The 26270-nt window shown below is 65.9% G+C and carries 21 protein-coding genes and 1 tRNA gene; 6 read left to right on the top strand and 16 right to left on the bottom strand.

Features of this window, described 5'->3' with window-relative positions:
• Positions 1 to 25: 25 nt before the first annotated feature.
• The 3 genes from KF688_07310 to mraZ form a co-directional block, all read right to left on the bottom strand.
• Entirely contained in the window at positions 26 to 415 is a 390-nt protein-coding gene (locus KF688_07310) for a hypothetical protein (GenBank protein MBX3425468.1), read from the bottom strand.
• Positions 416 to 435: 20 nt separating this feature from the next.
• Positions 436 to 1329: a 16S rRNA (cytosine(1402)-N(4))-methyltransferase RsmH gene (rsmH, locus tag KF688_07305; GenBank protein ID MBX3425467.1), complete on the bottom strand. Its 894-nt coding sequence runs from the start codon at positions 1327 to 1329 to the stop codon at positions 436 to 438.
• A gap of 370 nt (positions 1330 to 1699) precedes the next feature.
• Positions 1700 to 2233: a division/cell wall cluster transcriptional repressor MraZ gene (gene mraZ / locus KF688_07300; protein MBX3425466.1), complete on the bottom strand. Its 534-nt coding sequence runs from the start codon at positions 2231 to 2233 to the stop codon at positions 1700 to 1702.
• Between the two features lie 237 nt (positions 2234 to 2470).
• Here mraZ and queA point away from each other — a divergent pair, with 237 nt between their 5' ends.
• Complete coding sequence (gene queA / locus KF688_07295; protein MBX3425465.1) at positions 2471 to 3532, top strand: tRNA preQ1(34) S-adenosylmethionine ribosyltransferase-isomerase QueA; 1062 nt, start codon at positions 2471 to 2473, stop codon at positions 3530 to 3532.
• Between the two features lie 139 nt (positions 3533 to 3671).
• Here queA and KF688_07290 read toward each other — a convergent pair whose 3' ends face one another.
• The 10 genes from KF688_07290 to KF688_07245 form a co-directional block, all read right to left on the bottom strand.
• Complete coding sequence (locus KF688_07290) at positions 3672 to 4271, bottom strand: thioredoxin family protein (protein MBX3425464.1); 600 nt, start codon at positions 4269 to 4271, stop codon at positions 3672 to 3674.
• A gap of 256 nt (positions 4272 to 4527) precedes the next feature.
• Complete coding sequence (locus KF688_07285) at positions 4528 to 5073, bottom strand: PH domain-containing protein (GenBank protein ID MBX3425463.1); 546 nt, start codon at positions 5071 to 5073, stop codon at positions 4528 to 4530.
• A 281-nt stretch (positions 5074 to 5354) separates the two neighbouring features.
• Positions 5355 to 6347, bottom strand: a complete 993-nt coding sequence (locus KF688_07280; protein MBX3425462.1) for a type II secretion system F family protein — start codon at positions 6345 to 6347, stop codon at positions 5355 to 5357.
• 1 nt (position 6348) lies between these two features.
• Complete coding sequence (locus KF688_07275) at positions 6349 to 7317, bottom strand: type II secretion system F family protein (protein ID MBX3425461.1); 969 nt, start codon at positions 7315 to 7317, stop codon at positions 6349 to 6351.
• A 142-nt stretch (positions 7318 to 7459) separates the two neighbouring features.
• Positions 7460 to 8755, bottom strand: a complete 1296-nt coding sequence (locus tag KF688_07270) for a CpaF family protein (GenBank protein MBX3425460.1) — start codon at positions 8753 to 8755, stop codon at positions 7460 to 7462.
• 356 nt (positions 8756 to 9111) lie between these two features.
• Entirely contained in the window at positions 9112 to 10314 is a 1203-nt protein-coding gene (locus KF688_07265; GenBank protein ID MBX3425459.1) for an AAA family ATPase, read from the bottom strand.
• A 105-nt stretch (positions 10315 to 10419) separates the two neighbouring features.
• Positions 10420 to 12129 (bottom strand): pilus assembly protein N-terminal domain-containing protein, encoded by a 1710-nt coding sequence (locus KF688_07260; protein ID MBX3425458.1) that lies wholly within the window; start codon positions 12127 to 12129, stop codon positions 10420 to 10422.
• 108 nt (positions 12130 to 12237) lie between these two features.
• On the bottom strand, positions 12238 to 13326 hold the full coding sequence (gene cpaB, locus KF688_07255) for a Flp pilus assembly protein CpaB (protein ID MBX3425457.1): 1089 nt from the start codon (positions 13324 to 13326) through the stop codon (positions 12238 to 12240).
• Between the two features lie 289 nt (positions 13327 to 13615).
• On the bottom strand, positions 13616 to 14191 hold the full coding sequence (locus KF688_07250) for a prepilin peptidase (protein ID MBX3425456.1): 576 nt from the start codon (positions 14189 to 14191) through the stop codon (positions 13616 to 13618).
• Positions 14192 to 14671: 480 nt separating this feature from the next.
• A complete protein-coding gene (locus KF688_07245; protein MBX3425455.1) occupies positions 14672 to 14848 on the bottom strand; it encodes a Flp family type IVb pilin in 177 nt (58 codons plus the stop codon).
• Between the two features lie 737 nt (positions 14849 to 15585).
• On the opposite strand from KF688_07245, the gene KF688_07240 reads away from it, so the two are divergent.
• Both KF688_07240 and KF688_07235 read left to right on the top strand, forming a co-directional pair.
• A complete protein-coding gene (locus KF688_07240; GenBank protein ID MBX3425454.1) occupies positions 15586 to 16605 on the top strand; it encodes a hypothetical protein in 1020 nt (339 codons plus the stop codon).
• Entirely contained in the window at positions 16602 to 17642 is a 1041-nt protein-coding gene (locus KF688_07235) for a DUF362 domain-containing protein (GenBank protein ID MBX3425453.1), read from the top strand. Before KF688_07240 ends, KF688_07235 begins: the two co-directional genes overlap by 4 nt.
• A gap of 166 nt (positions 17643 to 17808) precedes the next feature.
• On the opposite strand, the gene KF688_07230 is transcribed toward KF688_07235, so the two are convergent.
• The 3 genes from KF688_07230 to KF688_07220 all read right to left on the bottom strand — a co-directional run bounded on the left by KF688_07230 (position 17809) and on the right by KF688_07220 (position 20533).
• Positions 17809 to 18567: a PEP-CTERM sorting domain-containing protein gene (locus tag KF688_07230; protein MBX3425452.1), complete on the bottom strand. Its 759-nt coding sequence runs from the start codon at positions 18565 to 18567 to the stop codon at positions 17809 to 17811.
• A 259-nt stretch (positions 18568 to 18826) separates the two neighbouring features.
• Positions 18827 to 20230, bottom strand: coding sequence for an MFS transporter (locus tag KF688_07225; protein ID MBX3425451.1), 1404 nt, complete (start codon positions 20228 to 20230; stop codon positions 18827 to 18829).
• Positions 20231 to 20460: 230 nt separating this feature from the next.
• A tRNA-Ala gene (locus KF688_07220) sits at positions 20461 to 20533 on the bottom strand.
• Positions 20534 to 20764: 231 nt separating this feature from the next.
• Between KF688_07220 and KF688_07215 the strand changes: the two genes are divergently transcribed.
• The 3 genes from KF688_07215 to purN all read left to right on the top strand — a co-directional run bounded on the left by KF688_07215 (position 20765) and on the right by purN (position 26253).
• Positions 20765 to 21802, top strand: coding sequence for a flippase-like domain-containing protein (locus tag KF688_07215; protein ID MBX3425450.1), 1038 nt, complete (start codon positions 20765 to 20767; stop codon positions 21800 to 21802).
• Between the two features lie 216 nt (positions 21803 to 22018).
• Positions 22019 to 25588: an isoleucine--tRNA ligase gene (ileS, locus tag KF688_07210; protein MBX3425449.1), complete on the top strand. Its 3570-nt coding sequence runs from the start codon at positions 22019 to 22021 to the stop codon at positions 25586 to 25588.
• Positions 25585 to 26253: a phosphoribosylglycinamide formyltransferase gene (purN, locus tag KF688_07205; protein ID MBX3425448.1), complete on the top strand. Its 669-nt coding sequence runs from the start codon at positions 25585 to 25587 to the stop codon at positions 26251 to 26253. The genes ileS and purN overlap by 4 nt, the downstream gene beginning before the upstream one ends.
• Positions 26254 to 26270 lie beyond the last annotated feature (17 nt).

Raw genomic sequence — 26270 nt, 5'->3', positions numbered from 1 at the left:
CATCGCGACTCGGAGTTTGGCGCCGTCATTCTCGTGGCGCGTCATCACGGGGAGCGACGAATCGGGGTCGTGCATCGACCGGCTGTTGCTCGGGGGCGGCCTGGACCGGAGCAGGTTGGTCGTCGGCCTGGGCGTCGTTCACCTCAGCGTAGCTGGCGGCGTCGACGTCGCGATCGATCGAACTCGGTTGCCGCTCGGCCAGAGATTGACCGGCCGCCGGATCTTCCCCATCCGTCGGTCCCGCAGGGGTCACGGCCAGCACGCCGGAGGAGGCGCCGACTCGCCCGTCGCGGCGAGCGGCGGCGTCGAAGACGCGGTAGCCGACCGTGCCAATGAGCCCCGCCCCTAGCACGGCCAGCATGGCCAAGCCGCGCACCGCGAGGGCGTGATCAACCGTCTGGGGCGACTCGTCCATGCCAGGGCTCCTGTCGGGGATTACGACGATTGCGCGACGCGCTCGGCGACGCGCAGTTTCGCGCTCCGTGCGCGGGGATTGCGCGCCACCTCGTCGTCGCCGGCGACGACGGGACGCCGCGTCAGAACGTTCAAACGCGAGTCGTTGCGAAACGCGTTCTTGACCAACCGATCTTCCAATGAGTGAAAACTGATGATCGCCAGTCGCCCCCCCGACCGCAAGCAGTCGGGGAGCTTGGCCAAGGCCTGCTCGACGGCGTCGAGTTCGCCGTTGACCGCGATCCGCAGGGCTTGGAACGAGCGCGTCGCGGGGTCGATCTGGTGACCGCGGCCCCGGGGGACGCAGCGCCGCACCAACTCGGCCAACTCGGTCGCGGTGCGGACCGGCTGTCGCGCCCGACGCCGCTCGACAATCTGCCGGGCGATGCGGCGGCTGCACCGCTCTTCGCCGTACTGGAAGATGAGGTCCGCGAGCGATTCTTCGCTGAGCCGCTCGAGCAATCGCCACGCCGGTTCGCCCCGGTCGGGGTCGAACCGCAGGTCGAGTTCTCCTTCACTGAAGTAACTGAACCCTCGCTCGTCGTCGGCGAGTTGATCGCTCGACAGCCCGAGATCGAGCACGATTCCGTCGACCGCATCGAGGCCCGCCTCGGCGAGGGTCTCGGGGAGTTCGCAGTACGACCGGTTGGCGACCAACAGCGGCAGACCCGCGAGCGTCTCCTCGGCCCGGGCGATCGCCGCCGGATCGAGGTCGAACGCCAAGATCCGTCCCTCCTGTCCGACCCGTTCGGCCAACACGCGAGCATGCCCCCCGCCCCCCAACGTACCATCGACAATCGTCATGCCCGGCGCGGGGCGCAGCCACTCGACGACCTCCTCAAGCAGCACAGGGACGTGAATCGACGCGGCGGGCATACAAGCCAGCTTACCGCGCCCGGGGTTCGAGTCGAAGCCGACCCGTCGGCGCGCAATGGGATCATTGGTCCCTGGTTCGATCATCAGGTTGACGCCAGCCGAGGCTCCATAAAAAAGCTGCGGCGGACGGCGCATCCTTGCGCCGTCCGCCGCAACTTACGCCTGTCCGACCCCGGGGACTCTCGTCCCGGAATCGAGCGGCAGCCGCTCTTGTGCGTCCCTGCGGCGAGCGGGTCGTCGGGCCATGAACCGGCGCGTGCCCTGTGGCCAACTGCACGCGTCGCTCCCTGGCGTCGTCAGAATTGGAAGAAGCGTCTCTTCGGAGGTGAGGAGGAGTTCAATTGTTAGAGTTTCGCGGTCCCCGGGGGCCTCAGCGAGGTCGCGCCGGGGACCGATCGTCCTGCCCGCCGTGAAGGGGCTGCAGGTCTTCCGCCGTGGGTATCGACTGTGCCTGGGATTCGCCCGCGGAGGGGCCCTCAAACGCCCGCTCCGCGAGTTCGTCGTAGCAGACGTCACGCTGAGAGACGAACGCATCCCAGGACTCGGAGTTCCAAACCTCCAGGTGGTCGCGAACTCCCACCAGGACGATCTCGCTGCCAAGCCGAGCCCGCTCCGCCAGAGTCGCGGGCAGGCGGATGCGGCCTTGGCCGTCGAGCGTCAGACGTTCGGCTTGGGAGAAGAACAACCGGCTGTAGTCCCGGGTCGCGCGGGCGGCCGGCGAATTCGCGGCAAGGCGGTCGGCCACCCGGGCGAACTCGTCCTCGGGGTAGAGGGCCAGGCAGGCGTCGAGCCCGGGGCTCGCAAACAGCGGCGCGTCGGCCAGCTGGACCCGCAGCGGCTTAGGAATCGCCAATCGCGACTTGTCGTCGAGCGAGCGGCGATAGTGTCCGGTGAGAAGCGTCATTGCCACTTTGCCCCATTTTCTCCCACTTGGACCCAAACTTAGCCGACTTCGCCCCTTCGTCAACGTGAAAAGCTCCGCATTTCAAAAGTGCCGAGAAATGCCGAGCGAACGTTCGGCCCCAAGTACGCTAGCGGTGCTCAGCCGTTCATTCCCGGCTGCACGAAGCGGTAGCCGACTCGCGCCTGCCGGGCCTATACTCGATGGTTTGCCCCGCCACGGACGATCACGGCAAGCGCGATGGGACCTTGGATTGATTACCACCTGCCGGCGGATTTGATCGCCCAGGAGCCGCTCCCCAATCGGGTCGATGCGCGGCTGATGGTGCTCGACCGAGGCGCGCAGACGATCGAGCACGCCCACGTGCGGGATCTGCCGGGGCTGCTGCAGCGGGGGGACCAAATGGTCCTGAATGACACCCGCGTCATTCCGGCGCAATTGCACGGACGGCGGCTTGAGACGGGCGGGCGATGGCAAGGACTGTTCCTCCGCGCCGCACCAGACGGAACGTGGATCGTCGTCTGCAAGACGCGCGGCGCGCTTCACCCGCCGGAAGCAATCCAACTCGTCGACCGCGAAGGTCGCGACGCGGTGAAACTGTGGCTGCTCGAGAAACTGCCTGACGGCCAATGGCTCGCCAAACCCGAGCAGGAGTTCGACTCGCTGGAACTGCTCGCGAGAATAGGTCGCGTCCCGCTCCCCCCCTACATTCGGGGCGGGCGGATGGTGGACGCCGACGTCGAGCGGTACCAAACGGTCTTTGCCAGGCATTCCGGAGCGGTTGCCGCGCCGACCGCCGGACTCCACCTGACCAAGCCGCTGTTGGAGTCGATCGCGGGCCGGGGCATCGGCGTGTCGGCGATTACGCTCCACGTGGGGCTGGGGACGTTTCGTCCGATCTCGGTCGAGGACCCGGCGAATCATCCGATCCACGCCGAATGGGCGGAGGTGACCTCCCCCGCGGTCGCTGAAATTCAGGCGGCCAAAACGCGCGGCGGTCGAGTCATCGCCGTCGGCACCACGGTGGCCCGGACGCTCGAATCGGTGGCGGCCGACGAGGCGGCTAGCGGCTCGTCGAGCTTGCTTCGTCCGTGGTCGGGCGAGACCTCGCTGTTCATTCAGCCCCCTTACCAGTTCCGCGTACTCGACGGACTGCTCACCAACTTTCACTTCCCGCGAACGACGCTGCTGCTCTTGGTGCAGGCCTTCGCCGGTTCGGAGTTGCTGCGCCAGGCCTATCAAACGGCAGTCGAGGAACGGTATCGCTTCTACAGCTACGGCGACGCGATGCTGATCGTCTGAGCCTGCAGTGCCGTGGAAACGCCACGGGCTCTTCTCGACCAAGCGCAGAGCATCGAGCCCTTGGCTGGCGAGAAGAGCCCGGCGGGGAACCTCAGCGCAGGGAAGTCCGTGAGCGGCGGCGAACGCTGCGGCTCGCGGGCTACCTCGTTTGGGTGGACGTGGTCGATGCGGCCAGCCCCGTCTTGATGCGGGTCGTGAAGGCAAGCGGGTCGACGTACCCCTCGAGGACGTCGATCACCTTGTTGTTGGCGCCGACGACGATCGTCGTCGGGAACCAGCGGACCTTCAGTTTGGCGACCAACTCGGGCTGCACGGCCCGATCGACGTAGACCGTCTCGAACGATTCGGAGACAAGCGGCGAGATGTGGGGGGCCTGGAACGTCTCGGAAACCATCTTCACGCAGTGCGGGCATCCGGGCGAGGTGACGTAGAGCAGGATCGGCCGATTCGTCTTCTGGGCCGCGGTCCAGGCGGCGGGGTAGCTCGTCCAGCGAAATACGCCGTGTCGCAGCGGTCGCCGCTCGATGCCGGTCGCGGAGGTCTCGTTGGTCGTGGACTCCGACTCCGCGACGAGGGGGCGCGACTCCGCCTGCGGCTGGGGTTGCGGAGAGGCCTCGTCGGCGGCGGCCTCTTGGCGGTCCTCGGCGGCCGGGGGCGTTTCGTCCGCGGCTGGGAGGGCGGATGCGGTGACGACGACGACGGCCAGACCCCCTGCCAAGCGAACGAGCCAAGAGTGCATACGACCGATCCTCCAGGTAAGAGTGCCCCGAGCGAGCGCACCTGACAGGCGCGTCTTCCGGGGTATCGGCCGCACACGCGCATCGTGCTAGCATCAAATTCGTCGGCCTATCGAAGCCGGCACGACAGTCGCCAAGCGCGGCGCAGTCAGAGGGCGCCTGAACCGCACAGATTCACGCGCGCGAAGTGCCGGAGGCGCAGACGACGGGGAGGGGCGTCGAACCGCCAAGCAGGCGGCAAACCCGGGGCTGGGGCTCTCAGGCGTAGCCTGCAGCGCGGGCCTGCTGGACCCCTACGAAGCCCTTATGGGCTTTGACGCACGTTTCGCAGAACGCCTTGGGGTGCGGGACGCCGGTCAAGCGGAATGTTTCGATCACGCCGTTGCGAAAAACCAAATCCCCCGCCGGGTACCACTCCTGGCCGGGGAGCACCTCGACCGTGACCGAGTCGAACCGATCGAGCGAGACGCTCTGCTGCTCGCCGCCGCCGAACGGCTGCTCGACGATCACCCGACGGTTGGTGAGCCGGTAGCGGCGACAGGCGGGGTTGGGGAACCCGAACACGACGCCCGGCAGGCGCGGCACGAGCATGTGAAAGTACACCGGCAGGATGAACGGGATCGACGCCAAGGCCATGATTCGGCCCAACGTGATCGGGATCCCAAAGACCGAGATGCCGAACTTATTCTGCAGCAACCGGCCCCACCAACGCCCGTAAGCCGTCGCCCCCAGCGAGGGCCAAACGGTCATGATCGTGACTTCGCGTTCGGTGTCGGGGGCGACCCCGGGGATGGCTTGGCCCATCGATCGGCATTCCTGAAAACCGGCTCTCCGGGCGGGGGACGTCGGTCGTCCGCACCCGCCGCGGGCAGTCCAAAAAAACTACCAAAACGCCGGGTTGCTCGCCAGGGGGCGGGCCGTGCGGCCAAGGCGTCCGCAACGCCTCAAAGCGGGCGATTCACCGCAGAGGGCTTCCGATGCGGCCATGTTTGCCCGCGTTTCGCACGCCCGCGCCGGCTGGCAAACGTCCGACTCTGCGGCCGAAGCAACACGTGCGACAAGCTGCGAGCCGTCCCGCGGGGGGCTCAGCTCCCCTTGTTCATCGACGGGAACAGCTCGTTGATCATCGTGATCGCCGCCGGTCCGACCAGCACGACGAAGATTGCCGGGAAGATGAAGATCACCAGCGGGAAGATCAGCTTGACCGCCGTCTTGGCGGCCTTTTCCTCGGCGAGCTGCCGACGGCGAGTCCGCATCGAATCGCTCTGCACCCGCAGGGCCTGGGCGACGCTCGAGCCGAACTTGTCGGCCTGAATCAGAATCGCCGCCAGGGCCTTGAGGTCGTCGACCCCGGTCCGTCCGCCGAGGTCGTGGAGCACCTCGTTGCGGGCCCGTCCCATTTGCAACTGCAAGTTGCACAACGCGAACTCCTCGGCGATGACGCCGTAGGACTTCTTCATTTCCTCGGAGACTTTGCGCATGGCCTGGTCGAGCCCCAGGCCCGCCTCGACGCAGACGACCATCAGGTCGAGCGCGTCGGGAAGTCCGTAGAAGATGTTGTCCTGCCGGCTTCGCTTGATGAACATCACGGCGAGTTCCGGGGCGTAGAACATCAGCCCGCCGATGACCCCGGCGTAGGTGAGCGTGTCGGTGTCGGCGCCCCGGATCGCGAGCACCGTACCGCCGCCCAGGAAGAAGCCGACCGCCAGCCCGATCGTTTTGAGCGACCAGAACAACTGCGGTGCGTTCTCGCCGCGGAAACCGGCCATGTTGAGCTTTTCGCGAGTCTTGTTGACCTCGGAGTCGTTCTTAGGCTGCAGCGGCGCCGAAAGCGCGGGGGAGGCCTTCTTCAGCGCGCGGGTGAACGCCCCGCCGCGGCCCGACTTGCCGCGGCCGTCGCGCAACAGGTCCGACTTGCGACCGTTCGGCTCGCGGAACTCTTCGAGTCGCTGCTCGGCGCGCGGTCGGCCGTTCTGCAGCAGGTCCAGCAGCCACCACGCCGCCGCGGCCACGGCGCCGAAGATCGCAATCTGCGTCATCATCGTCGGCGACAAGATTCCAGCGATCAATGCGTGCATGTCAGACTCGGATGTTGACGATTTTGCGAATCACAAGCGCCCCCAGCAACTGCATGAGCACGCCGCCGATGAGCATCTTCTTGCCCAGATCGTCGGTGAACAGGGTCATCATGTAGTCGGGGTTCATGCGGTACACGGCCACGAACAGCGCCGGCGGCAAAGCCAACAGAACGATGCCCGACAAGCGGCCTTCGCCGGTCAGAGCCTGGACTTGCCCCCAAATCTTGAACCGTTCGCGAATCAGGCTGCCGATCTTGTCGAGGATTTCGGCCAAGTCGCCGCCCGTCTGCCGCTGCAGAATGACGGCGGTGGCGAAGAACTTGAGATCGAGATTGGGAACCCGCTCGGTGAGGCTTTCGAGCGCCTCCTCGAACGGGATGCCGAGGTTCTGCTCCTCGAACACGCGGCCGAACTCGGCGCCGATGGGATCCGACATCTCGCTGGAGACGAGCTTGAACCCCGCCGCCAAGCTGTGCCCGGCGCGCAACGCCCGGGCGACCAACTCCAGAGCCTCGGGAAGCTGAGCGGCGAATTTCTTGAGCCGCCGTTTGCGGCGGAAGCTCAGCCACGCGAACGGCAGCATGGAGAACGCACAGCCGACGATCGGCGCCAGCGCCAGATTCAACCCCGCGATCGAACACAACGCCGCAGAGCCGACCCCCAATCCGACGCACGCCCCCATGAACGCGCCGACCGACATCGTGACGTCGGCCTGATCGAACAATCGCGACAGATTGAACCACCGCGCCAGCATGATTTCCAGCGGAGTCTTTCCCTCGTTCCGCTGGGCGGCGACCAGTCGAGACAGCTCCGAAAGTCCGGCCGGGTCGTTGCTCCCCTTGCCGGTGAGGACGTTGAGCCGCCCTTCCATCTGCGAGACGCTCTTGTCGCGCAGCAGGCTGGCGACGGCCACCACCAACAGCACCACGCCGATGAACACGGCGCCGATGACAATCAAGGTCGGAGACATCGCACTGGGCTCGCGGAGGTGGTGTAAGCGGCCGGCCCCGGGGCGATCCGGAGGAGGGCCCCTCTGCCCCCTCCTCCGGAATCGCCGCCCGGGCGTTCGTCGCGTTCGTTTGGCGCCAGACGCCGGGTCGGCGCCCTGGGGTTCAGTCCTGCAGCATGATTCGTTCGCGGAACGCGCTGGACGGCAGCCGCACGCCGTGCGACTCCAAGCGCGGCATGAAGGTCGGTCGGATGCCGGTCGACATAAAGTGCCCGCGGGCGCGGCCGTTTTCGTCGACCCCTTCCTGGATGTACTTGAAGATGTCTTGCATGACGATCGTGTCTTGTTCCATCCCCAAGATTTCGGTGATCGCCGTCACTTTGCGGGGTCCGCCCGACAGCCGATTCACCTGGACGATCAGGTCGACGGCGCTGGCGATTTGGGTTCGCATCGCGCGCGCCGGCATGTCGAACCCGGCCATCATGATCATCGTTTCCAATCGCGCGATGGCGTCACGGGGCGTGTTCGCGTGGCAGGTGGTCAGCGAGCCTTCGTGACCCGTGTTCATCGCCTGCAACATGTCGAGCGTCTCGGGCCCGCGACATTCGCCGATGATAATCCGGTCGGGGCGCATCCGGAGCGAGTTCCGCACGAGGTCGGTCGCCGAGATCTTCCCTTTGCCCTCGATGTTCGGCGGGCGAGTTTCCAGCCGCACGATGTGATCTTGTTGCAATTGCAGTTCAGCCGCGTCCTCGATCGTCACGATGCGGTCGCTGTTCGAAATAAAACTGGAAAGCGTGTTGAGCAGCGTCGTCTTGCCGGAGCCGGTGCCTCCCGAGATGATGATGTTCAGCTTGGCTTTCATCGCCCCTTCCAGCAGCATGACCATCTCGGGGGTCATGCTCTTGAACTTGAGCAGATCCTCCAACTTGAGCGGGTTCGAGCCGAATCGCCGAATCGTGACGCTGGGTCCGTCGAGGGCCAAGGGGGGGATGATCGCGTTCACGCGGGAGCCGTCAGGAAGTCGCGCGTCGACCATCGGGCAGACTTCGTCGACGCGGCGGCCCACTTTCGAGACGATCCGATCGATGATCTGCATCAGATGCTTGTCGTCGCGAAACTGCACGGCCGAGCGTTCGAGCCGACCGCCGTTTTCGACGTAGACCCGCTTGGGGCCGTTGATCATGATTTCGCTGATCGACGGGTCCTTGAGCAGCAGCTCCAACGGGCCCAGGCCGAACGTCTCGTCGAGCACCTCGTCGATCAGCTTGTCGCGCTCGTTGCGATTGAGGAACGTGTCCTCGGTGTCGCACAGGTGCTCGACGACCAGCCGAATCTCGCGCCGCAGCACGTCTCCTTCCAGGTCGCCGACGTGCGACAGGTCGAGCTTGTCGACCAACTTCGAGTGGATCCGCTGCTTGAGCTTCTCGAACTCAAGTTCGCGGTCGCGCGGAACCATTCCGGGCACGGGAGCGGCAAGCTTGGTCATGACGACATCCGGGCGAATCAAGGCTGACCGGCAGGGAGGGACGGTCGGCGTCCGCGCGGCACTTCGCGCGACACGACCGCCGCCTGCATGGCGGCGCAGGGGGGGTGAGATTTTGCGTCATGCAAACATAGCTCACCATCCGGGGGGATCGCCCAGAACGCGCGGACCGCAACTCGTGCCGCGAGTCGGCCGAATCGAGTGCGACGATTGCAGCGATTGCGCCGCAGAGGAGAACGATGACAGGAGTCGACCGGCTTCGTACCGCCCGCGTCAGCTTCCTGGGGCTCGCGAGTCGGTACGAATCCCGAGCCCTGCCGGTTGCGCGCTTACGCGCGGGCCGGCCAGAGATTGAGCCACCGCCGACCCTTGCCGCCGGCGTCGTCCTCGCTCGGCGCCTTGCCGCACAGCGAGTCGGCCAACTGGCCGATCGACTGCGTAATCGGCGCCTTGGGGGCGTGCTCCAAGAGCGGCACGCCGTTGTTGCGCACCTCGACCATCACGCGATAATCGTTGGGAATTTGCCAATAAATGTCCCGGCCCACCGTCTCGCGAGCCTTGCGCAGGCTGATCTGCCCCGAGTCTTGGCCGAAGCGATTCACGACGATCCGCACCTTGTCGCGGATCTCGGGGTCGTCGTCGAACGTCATCATCAGTCGCACGACGTTCCGCAGACACGGCAGGTCGAGCTGCGTGATCATCAGGATCTGGTCCGAAGCCCGCAGCGCCGCCAGGTCGATCCGGCTGAAGCTCTTCGAAAGATCGAGAACGATGTGCGAGAACGAGGTCTTCATCAACCCGATGATTCGCTGCAGTTTTTCGGCAGTGATCATCTGGGCGTCTTCAAGCTGCAGCGGCCGGGGCAGCAAGTGCACGCCGGACGAGTGTTTGGTCAGCGATTTTTTGAGCAGCGTCAGATCGAGCCGCTCGACGTTTTGCGAGACGTCGGCTAGCGTGTATTCGGGGATCGTGTCGAGGAAGACGTCAGCGTCTCCCAGGGCGAGATCGAGATCGATCAGCACGACCGAGTGCTTGGGGTCCGCGGCCAGAGCGCAGGCCAGATTGACCGCCACGCTCGAGCCCCCGACGCCGCCAGTGGCTCCGGCGACGGAGATGACGTTGCACCCGCCGACCTCGACAGTCCCGCTGGCGACGTTCGACTGCCGACGGATCCGTTGAATCGAGGTGGAGAGATCCTCGCTCTTGACCGGTTCGGTGAGAAACTCCTTCGCCCCGGCTCGCATCGCGTCGAGTATCAGCCGCCCGTCGGTCGAACTGCTGCAGACCAGCACGGAAGTCTGCGGACACTTGGCGAGAACCTCGTGGATCAGCGCCGTCGCCCGACTCGGGTCGGCGTCCATCCCGATCAGGCAAATCTCGGGCTTGGTCTGCTCGACGACGTCGACGAAGAACTCGTAGCGCGAGCACTCGGCCTCAAGCCAGACCGTCTCCAACGCCAGAAGCACCCCCTTGAGGGCTTCCCGCTTGGAGTCGTTCGGTTCGACGACGGCGATACGCAGGACGCTCGACATGAAAGCCTTTCGGAGCGAGCCGACGAGGGCTTGCTCGACGCACGACGGCAGCCGGGCGCAAAGGCTCGGCCGCGCACAGGGAACTTCCCTTTGTGCTAACGTAGCTTACTTTTGCACGTCGTAGCCCACCGGACCAATCAAACCGGGCGTCGCGGTCGGGCGGCGCAACCGCGCGGTCGTCGCGGACCGGACGGTCGGATTGTTCCGATTGTCCGGGCGGACGCCGGCCGAAGGCTCGGGCATTTCGAGCCCGCGGGCGTCGGCCGGCTCGGGGACCGTGAGCGGCTCGGCCGGGACGAACCTCGTCGCGGGAGCCGGAGAGTAGATCGGACCGTTGGAGTAGATCTCGCCGTCGTCGGTCGCCATGACCGCCGCCCCGGCGGGCATCTGAACTCCGCCGACCGAGCCGGGAGCGCACCCCCCGCCCTGGCAGGCTCCCCCCGCGCCGCAGGGGCCGCACGACGGCACTTCGAGGTGCGCCTTGCAATACAGGTCGCTGTGACTGGGCGACATCGTCTCCATCCCGGGACCGCAAGGCGGCACTTCGTACGGGTCGAGCGCGCCGGCGTAGTCGGGCGTCACCAAGATCAACAGTTCGATCTCGTTGACCTGTTCCTGCACCTTGCGAAACGGCAAACCCACGACCGGCAGGTCGCCGATGAACGGCAACGACCGGCTTTGGCCTTCGACCCGCTCCTGAATCAGCCCGGCGAGGGCCAGCGTCTGTCCGGCCTTCATTTCTACGGCCGTCTCGACCATGCGCACCTTGAGCGCGGGGACGGTGAAGCCGTTGACGGTCACGCTCCGGGTGTCGTCGATCTCGCTCACGCGGGGACGAACTTCCAGGCGGATGTTGCCGTCGCCGAGCACGATTGGCAGGAAGTCGACCTGCGTGCCGAAGGGTTTGTACTCGATCGTCGTCTGCCCCAGGCCTGAAGGGACGAGGATCGGCAACTCGCCGCCGGCGTTGAACATGGCCGGCCGACCGCTGAGGGTCGTGAGCGTCGGCTCGGCGAGCACCTTGGAGACGTTGTTTTGCTCAAGCCAATCGAGGAAGCCGAGGAACTTCGTGTTGCCGTTGGTCACGCCGAACGCCACCGTGTTGATCCCCGTGCCGGCAGTCTGCGTGCCGGCGTTGATCGACGCGATGATCCCCGAGACGCTGGAGCCCACGAAGCCGTTGGGGCCGAAGATCGCAAAGTCGGTCCCCATCCGCCGCAGCTTGGTCCGCGAGACCTCCATGACCTTCACCTTGAGCACGACCTGCTGGACGCCGCCGACGGTGATGTCGTTGACCACTTTCGGGGCGTAATCCTGAGCCAGCTCGCGGATCGTCGTGATGATCTCCGGCCGATCGACCTGTCCTTCCAGCACAAGGCTGTTCGCCAGTTTCACGAGCCGCAGCGACGACCCGGGGTACATCCGCTTGAGCTGCATTTCGAGTTCGCGGACGTCGCCGAAGATCGCCAGGTCGATCGTGTAGACTTGGTCGTTCTCGTCCCACAAGTTGATCTGCGTAACGCCCGGCTTGCGGGCGGCCACCTGGACCTGCGACTCGCTGATCGGGGTCACCGTCACCAATTCCGGATTGTTGACCACCATCCGCGGGATGCGGGTCCCGAGCGTCAGAATCTGGCTGGTGTTGACGGTCATCTCCAGGCGCTCGTTCGCCTGGGTCACTTGCCGGATGACCGACTCGCCGGTCGCCGCGGGGGCGGACGAAGCGCCCGGCCCCGAGAAGATCGAAGTCAGCATCGCGACCAGGGCGGCGCGCCGGCCGAAGCGGCTGCGGTGCGGGGTGAGCAATCGGTACATCCTTGTACTTCCTTCGCTGGATCATGGCGACCGACGTCGCTGGATCGTTAGTCAGTGCTCGCCGCGGCAACGTCCTTGTCGCCCGACGTGCGACTCGCGCGTCCTGGGTTACTTCACCTGCAAGTCGATCGGGAAATCGGGCGGCAGTTGCAGCGTGCCTCCGTCGCCGTCGGCGCCCTGCGGCGCCGCAGGCTCCTGCGGCGCCGGCGACACGAACGGCGCGCCGCCCGCCTGGCTCGGGGCCGCCGGAACGAGCAATTGCCCGTCGGAGAACTGCAACCGCTCGACCTCGTCCGGGTAAATGATCGTCATCTGGAACGGCCTGCCGGGCTGGAGCCCCGGCGCAGCTTGCCGGGCGGAGTTCTGCGCCATGGCCGCTTCCATGAAGGCCTTGAGCGATTCCATGGCGCCAGGGCCGGACTGCTCGTCCCCGGGGCGATCCGCCTTGGTCAAGCTTTCCCGGCTCCGCGAGTTCGCCGTGCTGGGGTTCAGCAGCGATTCGATGTCCTGCTCATAATCGTCGACCTCAGCCTCGTCGTCCGGATTGCGGGGGATCAGCGTGATCGTCCCCAAGTTCTCGGCCAGCGTGATCCGATTGGCCTGCGACGGGGTGACGATCAGCGACACCGTCTTGGCCACGTTGCGGGCCTCGTTGCCGTCCATGCTGCGGTCGATGGTCTGGTCGACAGCGTAGACGCGGATGTTCTGCAGGAAGATCTTGGTGAACGGCTTCTCGATCCCCTGCTGTTCGTTCCGCGCGACGAAGATCTGCACGTCGACTCGGTCGCCGGGGCTCAGCAAGCCGGCGGCGCTCTTTGTGGCGTCGACCGACATCGTTTTGAGTCGCATGCCGTCGGGGACCCCCTGCGTCGGGTCGCTGATCTGCCCCTTGGCGAGCAGTTTCGAGTTCAACAGCGGCTCGCCCTGGTAGATGTTGGTCCGCGGGCGGCGGTCCTCGATGTCCTCCCACTTGACGATCGCCCCGGGCGGCACCTTGTCCTTGGGCCATTCCTCGAGCACCACCATCGCGTCCGTGATCGGATCGTTGACGTTGATGTTCTGCTGGGCGACGTAGATCGGCGCGGTCTCGACGCGCGCAGGCTTGCTGTTGTTATCGAGCACCTGGCTGATGCCGATCGAGGCGATCAGCCCGCAGCCCAGCGCAAGCGCAAGCAATACGAGAGACTTCGGACGCATGACACCCCCCTGGTGCAAGGTCGCGGTTCAAATTGGTCGGTTGATCGCCCGGGTTGCCGGGCGACGAGTCGCAGCCGCACGGACCTTGCCGGCGCCCGAACGCGTCGCGACACGTCGTCGCAGTCCGCGTACGGCGAGCCCGAGGAGGCGATCCTCCCCGCGCTCGTCGGTTTCTTCGGCATCAGCCGAATAATCGGATCAGTCGAAGATGAAACAAACGGGGTTTCGTCGCTGCTGGCGCCCGCCGGCTAGCCGAACACGGCCCTAGCGAGCGACGCCCAACGCCCCGCTAGCTCAGCATCCCCGTCCAGGCGAAGTAGGCGATCGAGCCAATCGCGATCGGAATCCCGTACGGCAACAGAAACATCCGCGGCTTGCGCTCGGCGGCGATCGCTGCCAGCTGTTCGGGGTCTTTGACCGTGGCGATCTCGTTGAGAATTGAAAAGAACTGGTCGCGGTGCTTGTTCCACGATCGCTTGTAGAGGACCATCCCCACCGCGATGACCCCGCCCACCAGCGCCGACACCGCAAAGGCGTAAAACGTGATCGTCCCCCACATCCAGGCGCCGACCCCGGCCAGCAGCTTGACGTCCCCCGCCCCCATGCCGCCGATCGCGTAAGCGGGCAACAGCAGGGCCAGTCCGACGGCCGTGCCGATCAGGCTCAGCCACAGTCCTTCCCAGCCGGCGTAGGGGGACAGCACGGCGCTGTAGACCCAGCCGCTGATGATCATCGGAAACGTAATCCAGTTGGGGACCTTCAACTGCAGCCCGTCGATGACCGCGGCCACGACCAGCGTGATCGTCACGACCCAGGCCGGCCAAGTTTCGGCCAGTTGAGCGAGAAATCCTTGCGAAGCACCCATGTCGGAGGTCCCTAATGCGCAAACCAGTGAGCAATGAGTCGTAATGTCGCCCCGTGCGCGGCGACTACCAACGCGGCGTCCAAAAGAACGTGGCCACGGCGGTCACCATGACGCAGCCGAAGCAGACCAGTTGGCACGTCGCCGTGAACAATTCTTCAGGCATGAGATTGAGCATGGCACGGTTCCCCCTGATACGCGAGGCACAGCGGCGCGGAGACGCTCCGCCCGCGCGGCGCCCCCACGACCGGACACCACAACCTTAGCTCGCCGATCCGAAGCGTGTCGGCTTAGCGGTCGTCACATGCAAACTCTCGCCCCCCCGCGCAATCGGCGCGACTGCTCCAGCCCGGGAAACTCCCCCGGTTGCGTCGCTGTCCGGCAAAATCATGCGCATGAAAAAACCTCTCGGGGGAATCCCTCCCCCGAGAGGTCGTATGTCATACCCTAGACATCCAAGAACGGGCGTCGACGACGCAGCGACTAGCTGCCGAGCTGTCCGGCGACGCTTTCGAACGTCGCATTGGCGTTGTTGCCGATCGAACGAATCGCGGTCAAGCACACGATCACGATCAACGCCAGCATCACGGCGTACTCGACGGCGGTCGGGCCGTCTTCCGAGACGAGGAAACGCTGTACCTTCTGAGCAAACAACTTCATAGGATCCTCCGCTCGGGGTCGGTTCCAGCGGCGGAACGCGACGCCCACTTTGGTTGTCGGGAGCAAGTGTTGGTTCAGACTCCCGCTTGCGACCTGACGATCGTCGCTCCTGTCCAAGGGAGCGAGCCTGCAAACTGACGATCGCGTCGGCCTCATGATTAGTAAAAAAGGACGCGTCTCACTCTCGCGTGTTTCCATTCCAGCCGCTGCGTCCGTGGACGCTGCATCCCTTCGGCAGCCGGGCTTCTCGCCGACCGCGTTCGCGGCCGGCGCCCCCATGGCTTTGCGCCCCGTCGGCCTGGCGGCCGGCAGGTTGCCCTTATCGAGGATGAGGACGCAGCAGGCTCAACGTGGCGGCGGCCCTCTCGATCTCGCCCCCGTCCTGGGGACGCCCTCGCGGCGGGAAAACCCGCATTCGCGACGGCCGAAATCAGAAGAGAACCCCTCGCCGGCAACGCCTGCTAGCGTCGCCCGAAGCCGTCGACATGCTGTCTCCGACTCCACCTGAAACCTATGTCAGCTTCCCCTGATGTCAAAACGGGGGGCGTGAAACTCGCCTACTTTCTCCCTGGCAAGCCGATACAATCGACCCAGTCGCCGCCGCCGCGACGCGTTGTTGCAGCAACGCAACGGCGCCTGCTCGCATGCATGGCGGAATGGCAACCAGGATGCGTCGTCGTCGACCCTCCTGGCGGAGCCGAAGGTCTTCCCGCGAAGGATTCGCAGTCTCAATCGGCATGCCCCCCGACTCGCTCTCCCTCGACGACCAGCCCGACGCAGCCGCCGCGCCGGCTTCGAACAGCGCGGCGCTTGCTGCGCTGGCGGCGGCGACGACGTGGAGCTATCGCCCCGGCCAACCCTCGGCCGCCGAGCCGGCCGCATGGACCGCAATCTCGCTGGCAGGACATGGGCGCATCGACGCGGCCGCGAACGCCGCCGACTGGCTCGCCAGGTTGCAGCAGAAGTCGGGCGCCGTCGGCGTCTCGGCCGAGGACGACGAGCCCCGGTGGTGCACGGCGCTGGCGATGCTCGCGTGGCTGGCGGTCGATGCCCTCGGCCGATCCCCCCGATACGCCGCGGCGATCGAGCGAGCCGCGACCTGGGCCCTGCAAGACCGCGGCAAGACCGCCGCGAGGGATCCGAACGTCGGCCACGACACGATGCTCGTCGGCTGGTCGTGGGCGGCCGACACCCACTCGTGGCTGGAGCCGACCTGCCTGTTCGTTCTTGCCTTGTGCGCCGCCGGACACGGCGACCATCCGCGAGTTCGCGAGGGTCTGCGGCTGGTCGCCGATCGCCTGTTGTCGGAGGGGGGGGCCAATTTCGGGAACACGACGGTCCTGGGACAAACCTTGCTGCCGCATCTCGAACCGAGCGGGCTCGCCGCGTTCACCCTGGCGGCGGCTAACACGAGCTCGTCCCCCGACGAGTCCCCCCCCATCGAGCGAACGCTGAGCTATCTCGACGCCGAGGTGCAACAAGCGCAAAGCCCCGTCTCGCTGGCCTATGCCCTCTTGGGGCTGACCGCTTGGGAGCGGCGCCCCGCGAATGCCGAGCAGTTGATTGACGCCGCGCTTGCCGTCGGCGCCGCCAGCGTCGCCGGGGGGCCGTCGATTCACGCTTTGGCGCTGACCTCGCTCGCCCGCCTCCCTGCGGCCGAGCGCTTCGCCGAATTGTGCCGCGACCGCGCGAAGAACGGGAAGAGCAAACCGACCGCCGCCGTCGACGCGCGCGAGGAACTAAAGGCGGCATCATGAAGCACCAGCACGATCGGCGTCGGGAGGAGGAGCGTCGCCGCGGCCTGAGTCGACGCGAAGCAATCGTCGCCGGCGCCGCGGCTGCCGGGCTCGCGGGGTTGGTTGCCGTCGGCAATCGCTATCGACGGCGAACCCCCGTGTTCGTCGCCCGCGGGCAGCGTTACGACGGCCCGCTGGCCGACGCCATCGCCGACGGACTGGTCGCATGCGGCGCCAAGCCCGCTGAGTTTCGCGGCCTGAAGGTTCTCCTGAAGCCCAACTTGGTCGAGCCTTCGCGACTCGTCCCCCATATGACGACCCATCCGGCGGTCATCGTGGCCGCGGCCGAGGCGTTTCGGCGCTGGGGCGCCTCGGTCACCGTGGGCGAGGCGCCGGGCCACGTCCGCGACACCGACATGGCCCTCGCGGAATCCGGCGTCGGCGAGGCCCTGCGCGACGGCGGGCTGGCGTTCGCGGACCTCAACTACCAACCAACGGCTTGGCGAGCCAATCGCAGTCGCTTCAGCAGTCTCCGCGGATTGCACTTGCCGCAGAGCGTCGTCGAGGCCGACGTCGTCGTCTCGATGCCGAAGCTCAAGACTCACCATTGGGTCGGGCTCACGTGCGCGATGAAGAACTTCTACGGCGTGCTGCCCGGCATCAAGTACGGCTGGCCGAAGAACGTGCTCCACCACAACGGCATTCCCGAGACCGTCGCCGACGTCAACTGTCTCCTGCCGCGGGCGTTGGCGATTGTCGATGCGATCGAGTGCATGGAAGGGGACGGCCCGATCCTGGGAACCATGAAGCCGATGGGTCTGCTGCTGGTTGGCGCCAACTTGCCTGCGGTCGATGCCACCGCGGCGCGGATCATCGGGCTGGCGCCCGAACGGATCAGCTATCTGGGGCTGATCAACAACCGCCTGGGGCCCTTGGCGGACGACCGCATCGAGCAGCGGGGCGAGACGTGGCAAAGCGTGGCCTCGCCGTTTCACGTCATTGCCGAACCGCACCTGCAGATGCTCCGCGCAGACGCTGCGGGGCCGGCGACAAGTTAGGGCTTCTCCCAACAACACGTGCGGGCCGGCTCCAACTGGCGGCCGGAATCGTGCTTCGCTGGGTACGATTCAACCGCGCAAAAAAAAGCGGCCCGCCTCTTTCGAGGGGGCCGCTTGGCTCACACTCTTATGAAGTCGCTCCCGTCCGAGAGAGCGACCGGATCGACTAGCGACGACGCCCAGCGACGACGCCCAGTCCGCCCAAAGCGGTCACGAGCAAGGCGATGCTGCTCGGCTCGGGAATCATCTCGGTGTCGATGCGGATGGTGATCCGCTTCTTGTCGATGAACGAGATCGAGGTTCCGTTGGGGCCCCCTTCGGAGAAGGCGACCAAGCGGTTGTTGATCGCCACGTCGATCGAGGTGACGAGGCCCGGGATTGCGCCCAAGCCGACGCCGGCGCCGTTGTTCCAGAAGCCCGACCCAGGCGGCAGATCCGCCACAGCGTTGAACGAGACATTGGCTCCGGAGAACGGAATCGTCGGTCCGCCGACCGCCACGCCGTTGACGCTGGTCACCGTGACGAACCCGGCGATGGCGTTGCGAACGTTGGTGCCCAATCCGGCGAAGCCCGGGACGGACTCCAGCAGGGCCCAAGTCCCGTCCTCGAAGAAGTTGAGACCGGTGATTCCGGTCAGCGGATCGTTGACCGACACCGTGAAGGTCAGCAGGCCGTCCGTGATGTCGGCCCCGCCGGGTCCGATCGCCGTCGCGCTGAACGCAGCCGGAGCGGGGAACAACAACTGATTCGGGGTCGACGTGTCCGCAGGACCGTAGAGATTCGGCGGATCGCCGGGGGTCTGCGTCGATTGAAGGATGTTCGAGAAAGAGACCGTACCAGCGACGGCCTGAGTTGCGGCGAGGGCAACTGCCAAAGCGCACGCCAGCGCCCGGCTAAGGAAATGCTTCGAGATGTTGTGACTCATTAGATCCTGACTCCGTGTCGTCTTAGAAGAATGTGAGCTCTTGGGACGAGTGGGCCGCGAACGAATTCACCTTGCGGCATCGGCGCAGATTCCTTCCGCACTCATGGTGTCGATTGTACATGCGGGGAACACTGAGGCAATGAAAAAATGCTGTCATTCGGGGACATTTTTCCGATTAGGGGGATTGGGCCCGCTTTCGGGCCGATCCGCGCCGCATTAACAGCGACAGAAACGCCATATCCCTATATTTACCAAGACATTACGTCTCGTCATGCGACACGCTGGAGGGAGGCCCGCTGGGCTCCGCCGGGGTCAAATCCCCTGGCGCTTGTTCGCCTCCGGGCGTCGGCAACAACGCTGCGGCCGCTAGCAAGGCGATCACCCCCAGCACGAACGGCCCAAGCCAGAACCTAGCCCAGCCCCCCGCCGTCGTTTCGCCGAGCCCGCCGGGGAGCCAGACCGTCTCGGCCGTTGCGGCCAACCACGCCCCGGCCAAACAGCCGATCCCCTGCGACGCGACCGACAACAGGCCCTGGGCCGTCCCCCGCCGCCGTTTGTCGACGAGCGATTCCACCTCCAACTGCAGGGAAATCGAGACGAAGGTGAAAGCGATTCCATGCAGGGCGATCGCCAAGTAGATCGCCCACGCTTGCCCTCCCGTCGCGGCCGCGAGCGCCAACAGGCCGTACCGCACCACCCAAGCGACGGCCCCCACGAGCACCGCCGCCCGCAGGCCGATCCGCATGAGAATTACGGGCAACAGCAGCATACAGGCCACTTCGGTGACCTGCCCCAGGGTCATCCGCGTCGCCGCGTGCGGAGCCCCCCGCCAGTTCATAAATGCGTTCAGATACCCGTAGTAGGCCTGCGAGGGGATGATCGTCAGGAACGCCACGGCCAGGACGCACAAGAACGACCCGTTGCGAAACAACTTCCCCGACTCGGGTTGGGCGAGCTTGCCGGGGGTGAGATTTCGCAGCGCCCGACTCGGCGGGGTCGAAGGAAGGGCGAAGCAATAACAGGCCCCCAACAGCTCAGCCACCGCCCCCAGCTTCATCGGCAACGTCGTGCGTTCGATCGAGCCCCCCAAGATCGCGGGGCACAGCGTGCCGACGACGACCCCGGCCGCGATCCAGCCGATCGTGCCGCAGCCGCGTACCACCGAGTATTGCCGGGCTGGGTTGGGCAAATGGTGCATCGACATCGCCGCCATGAGCGACATCGTCGGCACGTAGCACAGGAAAAATGCGATGATCGCCAGAAAGAACCCCTGCTGGGTCGTCGCCGCGCTTCCCAGCCACAGCATCGCCGCCGCGACCAAGTGGAGCAGCATCATCAGCCGCTCGGTGGCGAAAAACCGGTCGGCCAGGACGCCGGTGAGAAACGGCGCCACCATGGCTCCGATCGGCGCCGCCATGGTGGCGGTCCCCATGAAGCCGTCGGAGAAAATCCCCGCGCCTTCGCGGTCGGTGTTGGCCTTGATGTAGCTGCCGATCGTGACGAACCACGCCCCCAGGGCGAAATGGTTCAGAAACCACGCAGTGGCCATCCGGCGGGCGACGCTCAGCCGCAGCACGGCCAGGGGGCCTTCTCGCGGCGCCAGGACGACGGCCGGACCGCTGGCGAGTTGCTCGGGCTGCGGCTGGTCGACGACGGACGACATAAACCGAGCGTGCTTCGCGACTGCGGGCGGCCGAGGACATTCGAGCGGGAAGCCCGGTCGCCGCAACGGCGACCTGAGGGGGGGCGGACGCTCGCGGCGCCCCCCGGCAGGGCCGGCGAAAGACTTCCTGACGGCGCACGACCGACCCGGAGCGGAATCCTGGCGGGTGGGGCGCGACGGCGCTGATCGGCGAGGCTTGGTGTCGCCGATCTCGAAATCGAGGCGGGAAGTGGAGGATAGCGGGCTCGAACCGCTGACCTTTTGGCTGCCAGCCAAACGCTCTCCCAGCTGAGCTAATCCCCCGCGGGAAACGGACTTGCGTCGCACAATTGCACTAGCGGCAAGGCCGTTGAACCATGAAAACTATCACCCTCGCCCGTGGCTGTCAACGCGGCGTGCGATCAGATCAGTTCGACGGCTGATAACGAACGCCTCGGATCGCATCGAGCACTTGGATTTGCCAGCGCCGCATCAGGCACAGACCACAGCAAGAAGACCCAAAGCCCCACCGCCGGACGCCCCGCGACACGCCGCATGAATCCCCAAGCCCATCGCCGTCGCCTGCTCGTCGCAGCCGCCAAGCTCGCGCTCGCCGGGGGGATTCTCGCAGCCTTGGTCTACCGGCTGTGGGGGGACGAGGCGTTCGCCCGGTTGCTGGCCGAGCCGAAGCGGTGGGGTCCGCTCGCCACGGCTCAGGCGTGCATCGTTCTGGCCTTCTCGGCCAGTTTCGCCCGGTGGACCTTGTTGGTCCGGGCGCTGCATCTGCCGTTTTCGCTGCGCGACGGCTTTCGGCTCGGGTCGCTGGGATTCTTGCTCAACCAAATCTCGCTGGGGAGCGTCGGGGGGGACCTGTTCAAGGCAATGTTCGTCGCCCGCGAGCAGCCGGGACGCCGCACCGAGGCGGTCGCCACGGTCATCGTCGACCGGGTGGTCGGGCTGTACGCAATGCTGCTGGTCGCCAGCGGGGCGGTGCTCGTGGCCCGCGACGTCGCGGCCGAGAGCCCGATTCTGCTGGGGCTCACCCGAGCCGTCGCCGCGTCGCTGGCCGTGGGGACCGTGGGACTGGTCTTTGTGATGACCCCCTGGGCCGCAGGGCCGGGGATGAGGGGGCTGGCGGGTCGGCTGCCGCTGGTCGGGGCGACGCTCGAGCGGCTGGTCGACGCGGTCGGAGTCTACCGCGACCGCCGGGCGTACCTGTTCGGGGCGCTGGGGATCGCCTGCGCGACGCACCTGCTGCTGGTGAGCGCATTCTGGCTGATTTGCCGGGGTCTGCCGGTCGCCAAGCCGACGGCGGCCGAGATGCTGTTGGTGGCGCCGATGAGTCTTGTGGCCGGGGCGATCCCGCTGACCCCCAGCGGCCTGGGGACGTTCGAGACGGCGTTTTCGCAGTTGTTCGCCATCGTCGCCGGTTCGCCGGGCGAGGGGTTCATGGTCGCCGTCACCTACCGGGCGATGACCTACGGCATGGCCGCGGTCGGGGCGGCGTACTACCTTGCCGCACGCCGGCGGGTGGACGCGATGCTGCACGAGGCGGAGGAGTTGGCGGACGAAATCGGCGCGGCCGGGAACTGAGGTCGGACGCTCGGGTCCGCCTTCCCCGTTCCGCCTTCCCCCTTTACGCTGGCTGCTTGCGCTTAGGGCGAGCCTTTGCGGCAGGACCGCCGGCGACCTGGGAGGTCGCGGCTGGCGCCGATTGCGGAGGGGGTCTTGAGCGCTGGCGAACTGAACGAACCGAACGAACCGGATTGACGTCCGACCTTTGTCTTTGACTTACGCTCCGCGGCCGCCATGTTTCCTTCGCTCGACAACTCGCAGTCGTTTCCCGAACGCGAACAGGCCGTGCTGCGGCTGTGGCGTGAGCAGGAGACGTATCACAAGACGCTCGCCGCCCGCGCGGACGCGCCGCCGTTCGTGTTCTACGAAGGCCCGCCGACCGCCAACGGCATGCCCCACCCGGGCCACTGCCTGACCCGGGCGATCAAGGACCTGTTCCCGCGCTACAAGACGATGCGCGGTTACCTGTGCGAACGAAAAGCGGGCTGGGACACCCACGGGTTGCCGGTCGAGGTCGAGGTTTGCAAGGAACTGGGGATCCACGCCAAGGAGGAGATCGAGGCGTACGGCGTCGAGCCGTTCATCCACCGCTGCCAGCAAAGCGTCTGGCGGTACATGGCAGAGTGGGAGCGGCTGACCGAACGGCTCGGCTTTTGGGTCGACCTCAAGAACGCCTACGTCACGTACCACAAGAGCTACGTCGAAAGCGTCTGGTGGAGCCTCAAAAGCCTGTTCGACCGCGAGCTGTTGTACCAGGGGCACAAGATCGTCTGGTGGTGGGCGCAAGGCGGGACGGCGCTTTCCAGCGGCGAGGTCGGCCAAGGCTACCGGCAGGTGGCGGACCCGAGCGTGTATGTGAAGTTTCCGCTGTTGGATGATGACGGGAACGTCACTGACTCATCGCTGCTCGTGTGGACGACGACGCCTTGGACGCTACCGAGCAATCAATTTGCTGCGATCTACCCTGTCTTACGATACGCCTTAGTGAGAGAGGGCACGTCTGGCGAACAGTTTTATGTCGCTCATGACGCAGTTGAACGACTGGCGGCGAGCTCGAAAAAAGATCTGCAGGTCGTGAAGATTGTCGATGGTACGACGTTAGTGGGATCTTTATATCGACCTCCCTATCCGAATTACTACGATGAACTCGGAGTGGACAAATTTGACGTGCAGAGCCACCAGCTTGATAATGACGTGCTCCGCGAAGTTTCTTCTAAGCAGCCGAAGGCTTGGCGCGTGATTTCCGCCGAGTTTGTGACTGCAGACTCAGGGACCGGAATCGTTCACATCGCGCCTGCGTTCGGTGAAGACGATCATTTGGTTCTTCAAAGAGAACGAGAAGGTCGCGGTTCGCAGAGCCTGCCTCTCCTCAACTGCGTCGGACCTGACGGCAAGTTCACGGACGAGGCTCCCGAGTTCGTTCGCGGGCGCTGGGTGAAGGACTGTGACAAGGACATAATCCGCGATCTCAAGTCGCGCGGGCTGCTCTTTCACCAGGAGCAATACCTCCACGACTACCCATTCTGCTGGCGGGCCGAGGAGGATCCGCTGATCCAGTATCCGCGGGAGAGCTGGTTTATTCGCACCACCGCGTTTCGCGACGCGATGCTCCAGAACAACTCCCAAATCAATTGGCTCCCCGAGCACATCAAGGACGGGCGGTTCGGCAAGTTCCTCGAATCGAACGTCGACTGGGCCCTGAGCCGCGAGCGGTTCTGGGGCACGCCGCTGCCGATTTGGGTCTGCGACGAGACGGGCCAAATGGAGGCGATCGGCGGGTACGACGAGCTACTTGCCAAGCCGGGGGTCGCGGGGACCGAGGCGTTCGATCGAGCCAAAGAAACGAACCCCGAGTTGCCCGAGGACCTGCGCGTCCACAAGCCGTACATCGACGAGGTGACGTACGACAGCCCGTTTGCGCCGGGCGCGCGGATGCGGCGGGTGAGCGAGGTGATCGACTGCTGGTACGACAGCGGCGCGATGCCGTTTGCGCAGTGGGGCTACCGGGGCGACGACGCGGCGCTCTCCCCAACCCCTGACGGGGAGGGGCTCGGGGGCGAGGCGAGCTCGCTGCGAGCTTCCTCCGAGCCGGGAGGCGTCAGCTCCCGGAGTCCGGCGCAACGCTTCCGCGACCAATTCCCCGCCGACTTCATCAGCGAGGCGATCGACCAGACCCGCGGGTGGTTTTACTCGCAGTTGGCGATCAGCACGATGATGTTCGGGGACGATGTGCGAGGCGCGAGCGGCGAGGCGCAAGCAAACGCCGCCGACGCGCCCCCCTACCCTCACCCGTTCAAGAACTGCATCGTGCTGGGGCTCATGCTCGGCGAAGACGGGCAGAAGATGAGCAAAAGCAAGCGGAACTACCGCGAGCCGAGCGAGATCTTCGACCGCTACGGCGCCGACGCGCTGCGCTGGTACTTTTTCGCCAACCAACCGCCGTGGACGTCGATCCGCTACAGCGAGCAGGCGATCAAGGACAGCGTCCCCGAGTTCCTGCTGCGGCTGTGGAACGTGTTTTCGTTCTTCACGATCTACGCGAACATCGACGAGTTTCAGCCGGAGCAGGAATTGGCGGCCGGCGGTTCGCGGCCGGCGGCGGGAGCGTTGCAGCTCGCCGCGACGGAACTGGCGCAGGCGCCTTCGTATCGCCCGCTTGCCGAGCGGAACGAGCTTGATCGCTGGATCGTGAGCGAGTTGCATCGCACGGCCGCGGCGGTCGTCGAGCGGATGGACGCCTATGACAACTTCGCCGCGTGCGGTCGCTTGACGGAGTTCGTCGACGCGCTGTCGAACTGGTACGTCCGCCGCAGTCGCGATCGGTTCTGGGCCAAGGACCCGGCCGACGTCGGCAAGCGGGACGCGTACTGGACGTTGTACGAGTGCCTCGTGACGACGGCCAAGCTGATCGCGCCGTTCACGCCGTTTTTGGCGGAAACGTTATGGCAGAATCTGGTCGTCGAGCCGTTTGCGCCGCACAGCGCGCATCGCGTCGTCGAGAGCGTCCACCTGTGCGACTATCCGACCGGCGACGCGGCGGCGATCGACGAGCAGCTGTCGGAGCGGATGAACATGGTGCGACATATCGCCTCGCTGGGGCGGCAGGCCCGAACGAGCGCGAACCTGAAGGTGCGGCAACCGCTGGCGCGGGTCGAGGTGATCCTGGCCGACGCGACGCATCAAGCGTGGCTGGAAGAGCATGCCGCGGTGATCGCGGACGAACTGAACGTGAAGGGGGTCGAGTACAGCGACAAGCCGGAGAAATACGTCCAGCACGAGGTGCTCCCCAACTTCAAACTGCTGGGGCCGAAGCTCGGCAAACTGATGCCGAAGGTGAAGGGCGCGCTGGCCCGACAAAGCGGCAGCGAACTGCTGGCGAACATCCGGGACAACGGCAAAATCAATCTTTCGATCGACGGCCAGGAGGTCGAACTCACCGGCGAGGAGGTCGAGATCCGCATCACGGCCCGCGAAGGCTGGACTGCGGCGAACGACAAAGGGGTCGTCGTCGTGCTGGCGACGGAGTTGACGCCCGAATTGATTGCCGAGGGGTTGGCCCGCGATCTGGTGCGGGCGATTCAGGATCGGCGCAAGGAGATCGGTTGCGAGTTCACCGACCGCATCGAGGTCGGCGTCGTCACGGAGTCGGCCGACCTTGCAAACGCCGTCAAGCAATTCGGATCGTTTATCGCCGCCGAGACGCTCGCACAGTCGATCGGGTCAGGGTCGGTCGCGGGCGCTCAACCGACCGCTGCCAAAGTCGGGGACGCTGACGCAACTCTCTTTGTGAAGGTGGCGCCGTGAACCGCCCGGGCGCCAAGCCGTTAAAGATCGCCGTCCTGATTTCCGGCGGGGGGCGGACGCTCAAGAACCTGCTCGAGTTGGCCGCGACGGGGGAGTTGCCGATCGACGTGCGGCTGGTCGTGTCCAGCAGTGCGAAGGCGGGGGGCCTGCAGTTCGCCCGCGACGCCGGCGTACCGACCGCCGTGTTCGTGCGGAGCAAGTTCGCCGATGACCAAGCATTCGGAGAAGCAATCTTCGCGGCCTGCCGCGAGGCGGGGGTCGACTACGTCGTCATGGCGGGCTTCTTGAAGCTGGCCCCCGTGCCGGACGACTTCGCGGGCCGGGTGATCAACATCCATCCCTCGCTCATCCCGGCCTTCTGCGGCCACGGAATGTACGGCCAGCGGGTCCACGAGGCGGTGCTCGAGTCCGGCGCCAAGGTGACCGGGGCGACGGTCCACTTCGTCGACAACGAGTACGACCGCGGGCCGATCATCTGGCAACAACCGGTGCCGGTGTTCGACGACGACACGCCCGACTCGCTGGCCGCGCGGGTGTTCGAGACCGAGAAGGAAGCCTACCCCCACGTCCTGCGGCTGCTGGCCGCGGGGCGGGTGCAGCTCGAAGGTCGTCGCGTCACGCTGCGCGGGACCGGGCGCCGAGGCGAGCAGTCGCCGGCGGAGTGACGGCGGCCGGCCCGCTG

The organism is Pirellulales bacterium, from assembly GCA_019636345.1.
GTDB lineage: Bacteria > Planctomycetota > Planctomycetia > Pirellulales > Lacipirellulaceae.
Note: the sequence above shows the minus strand (reverse complement) of the source record. Positions and strands in the feature narration are given on the sequence as shown.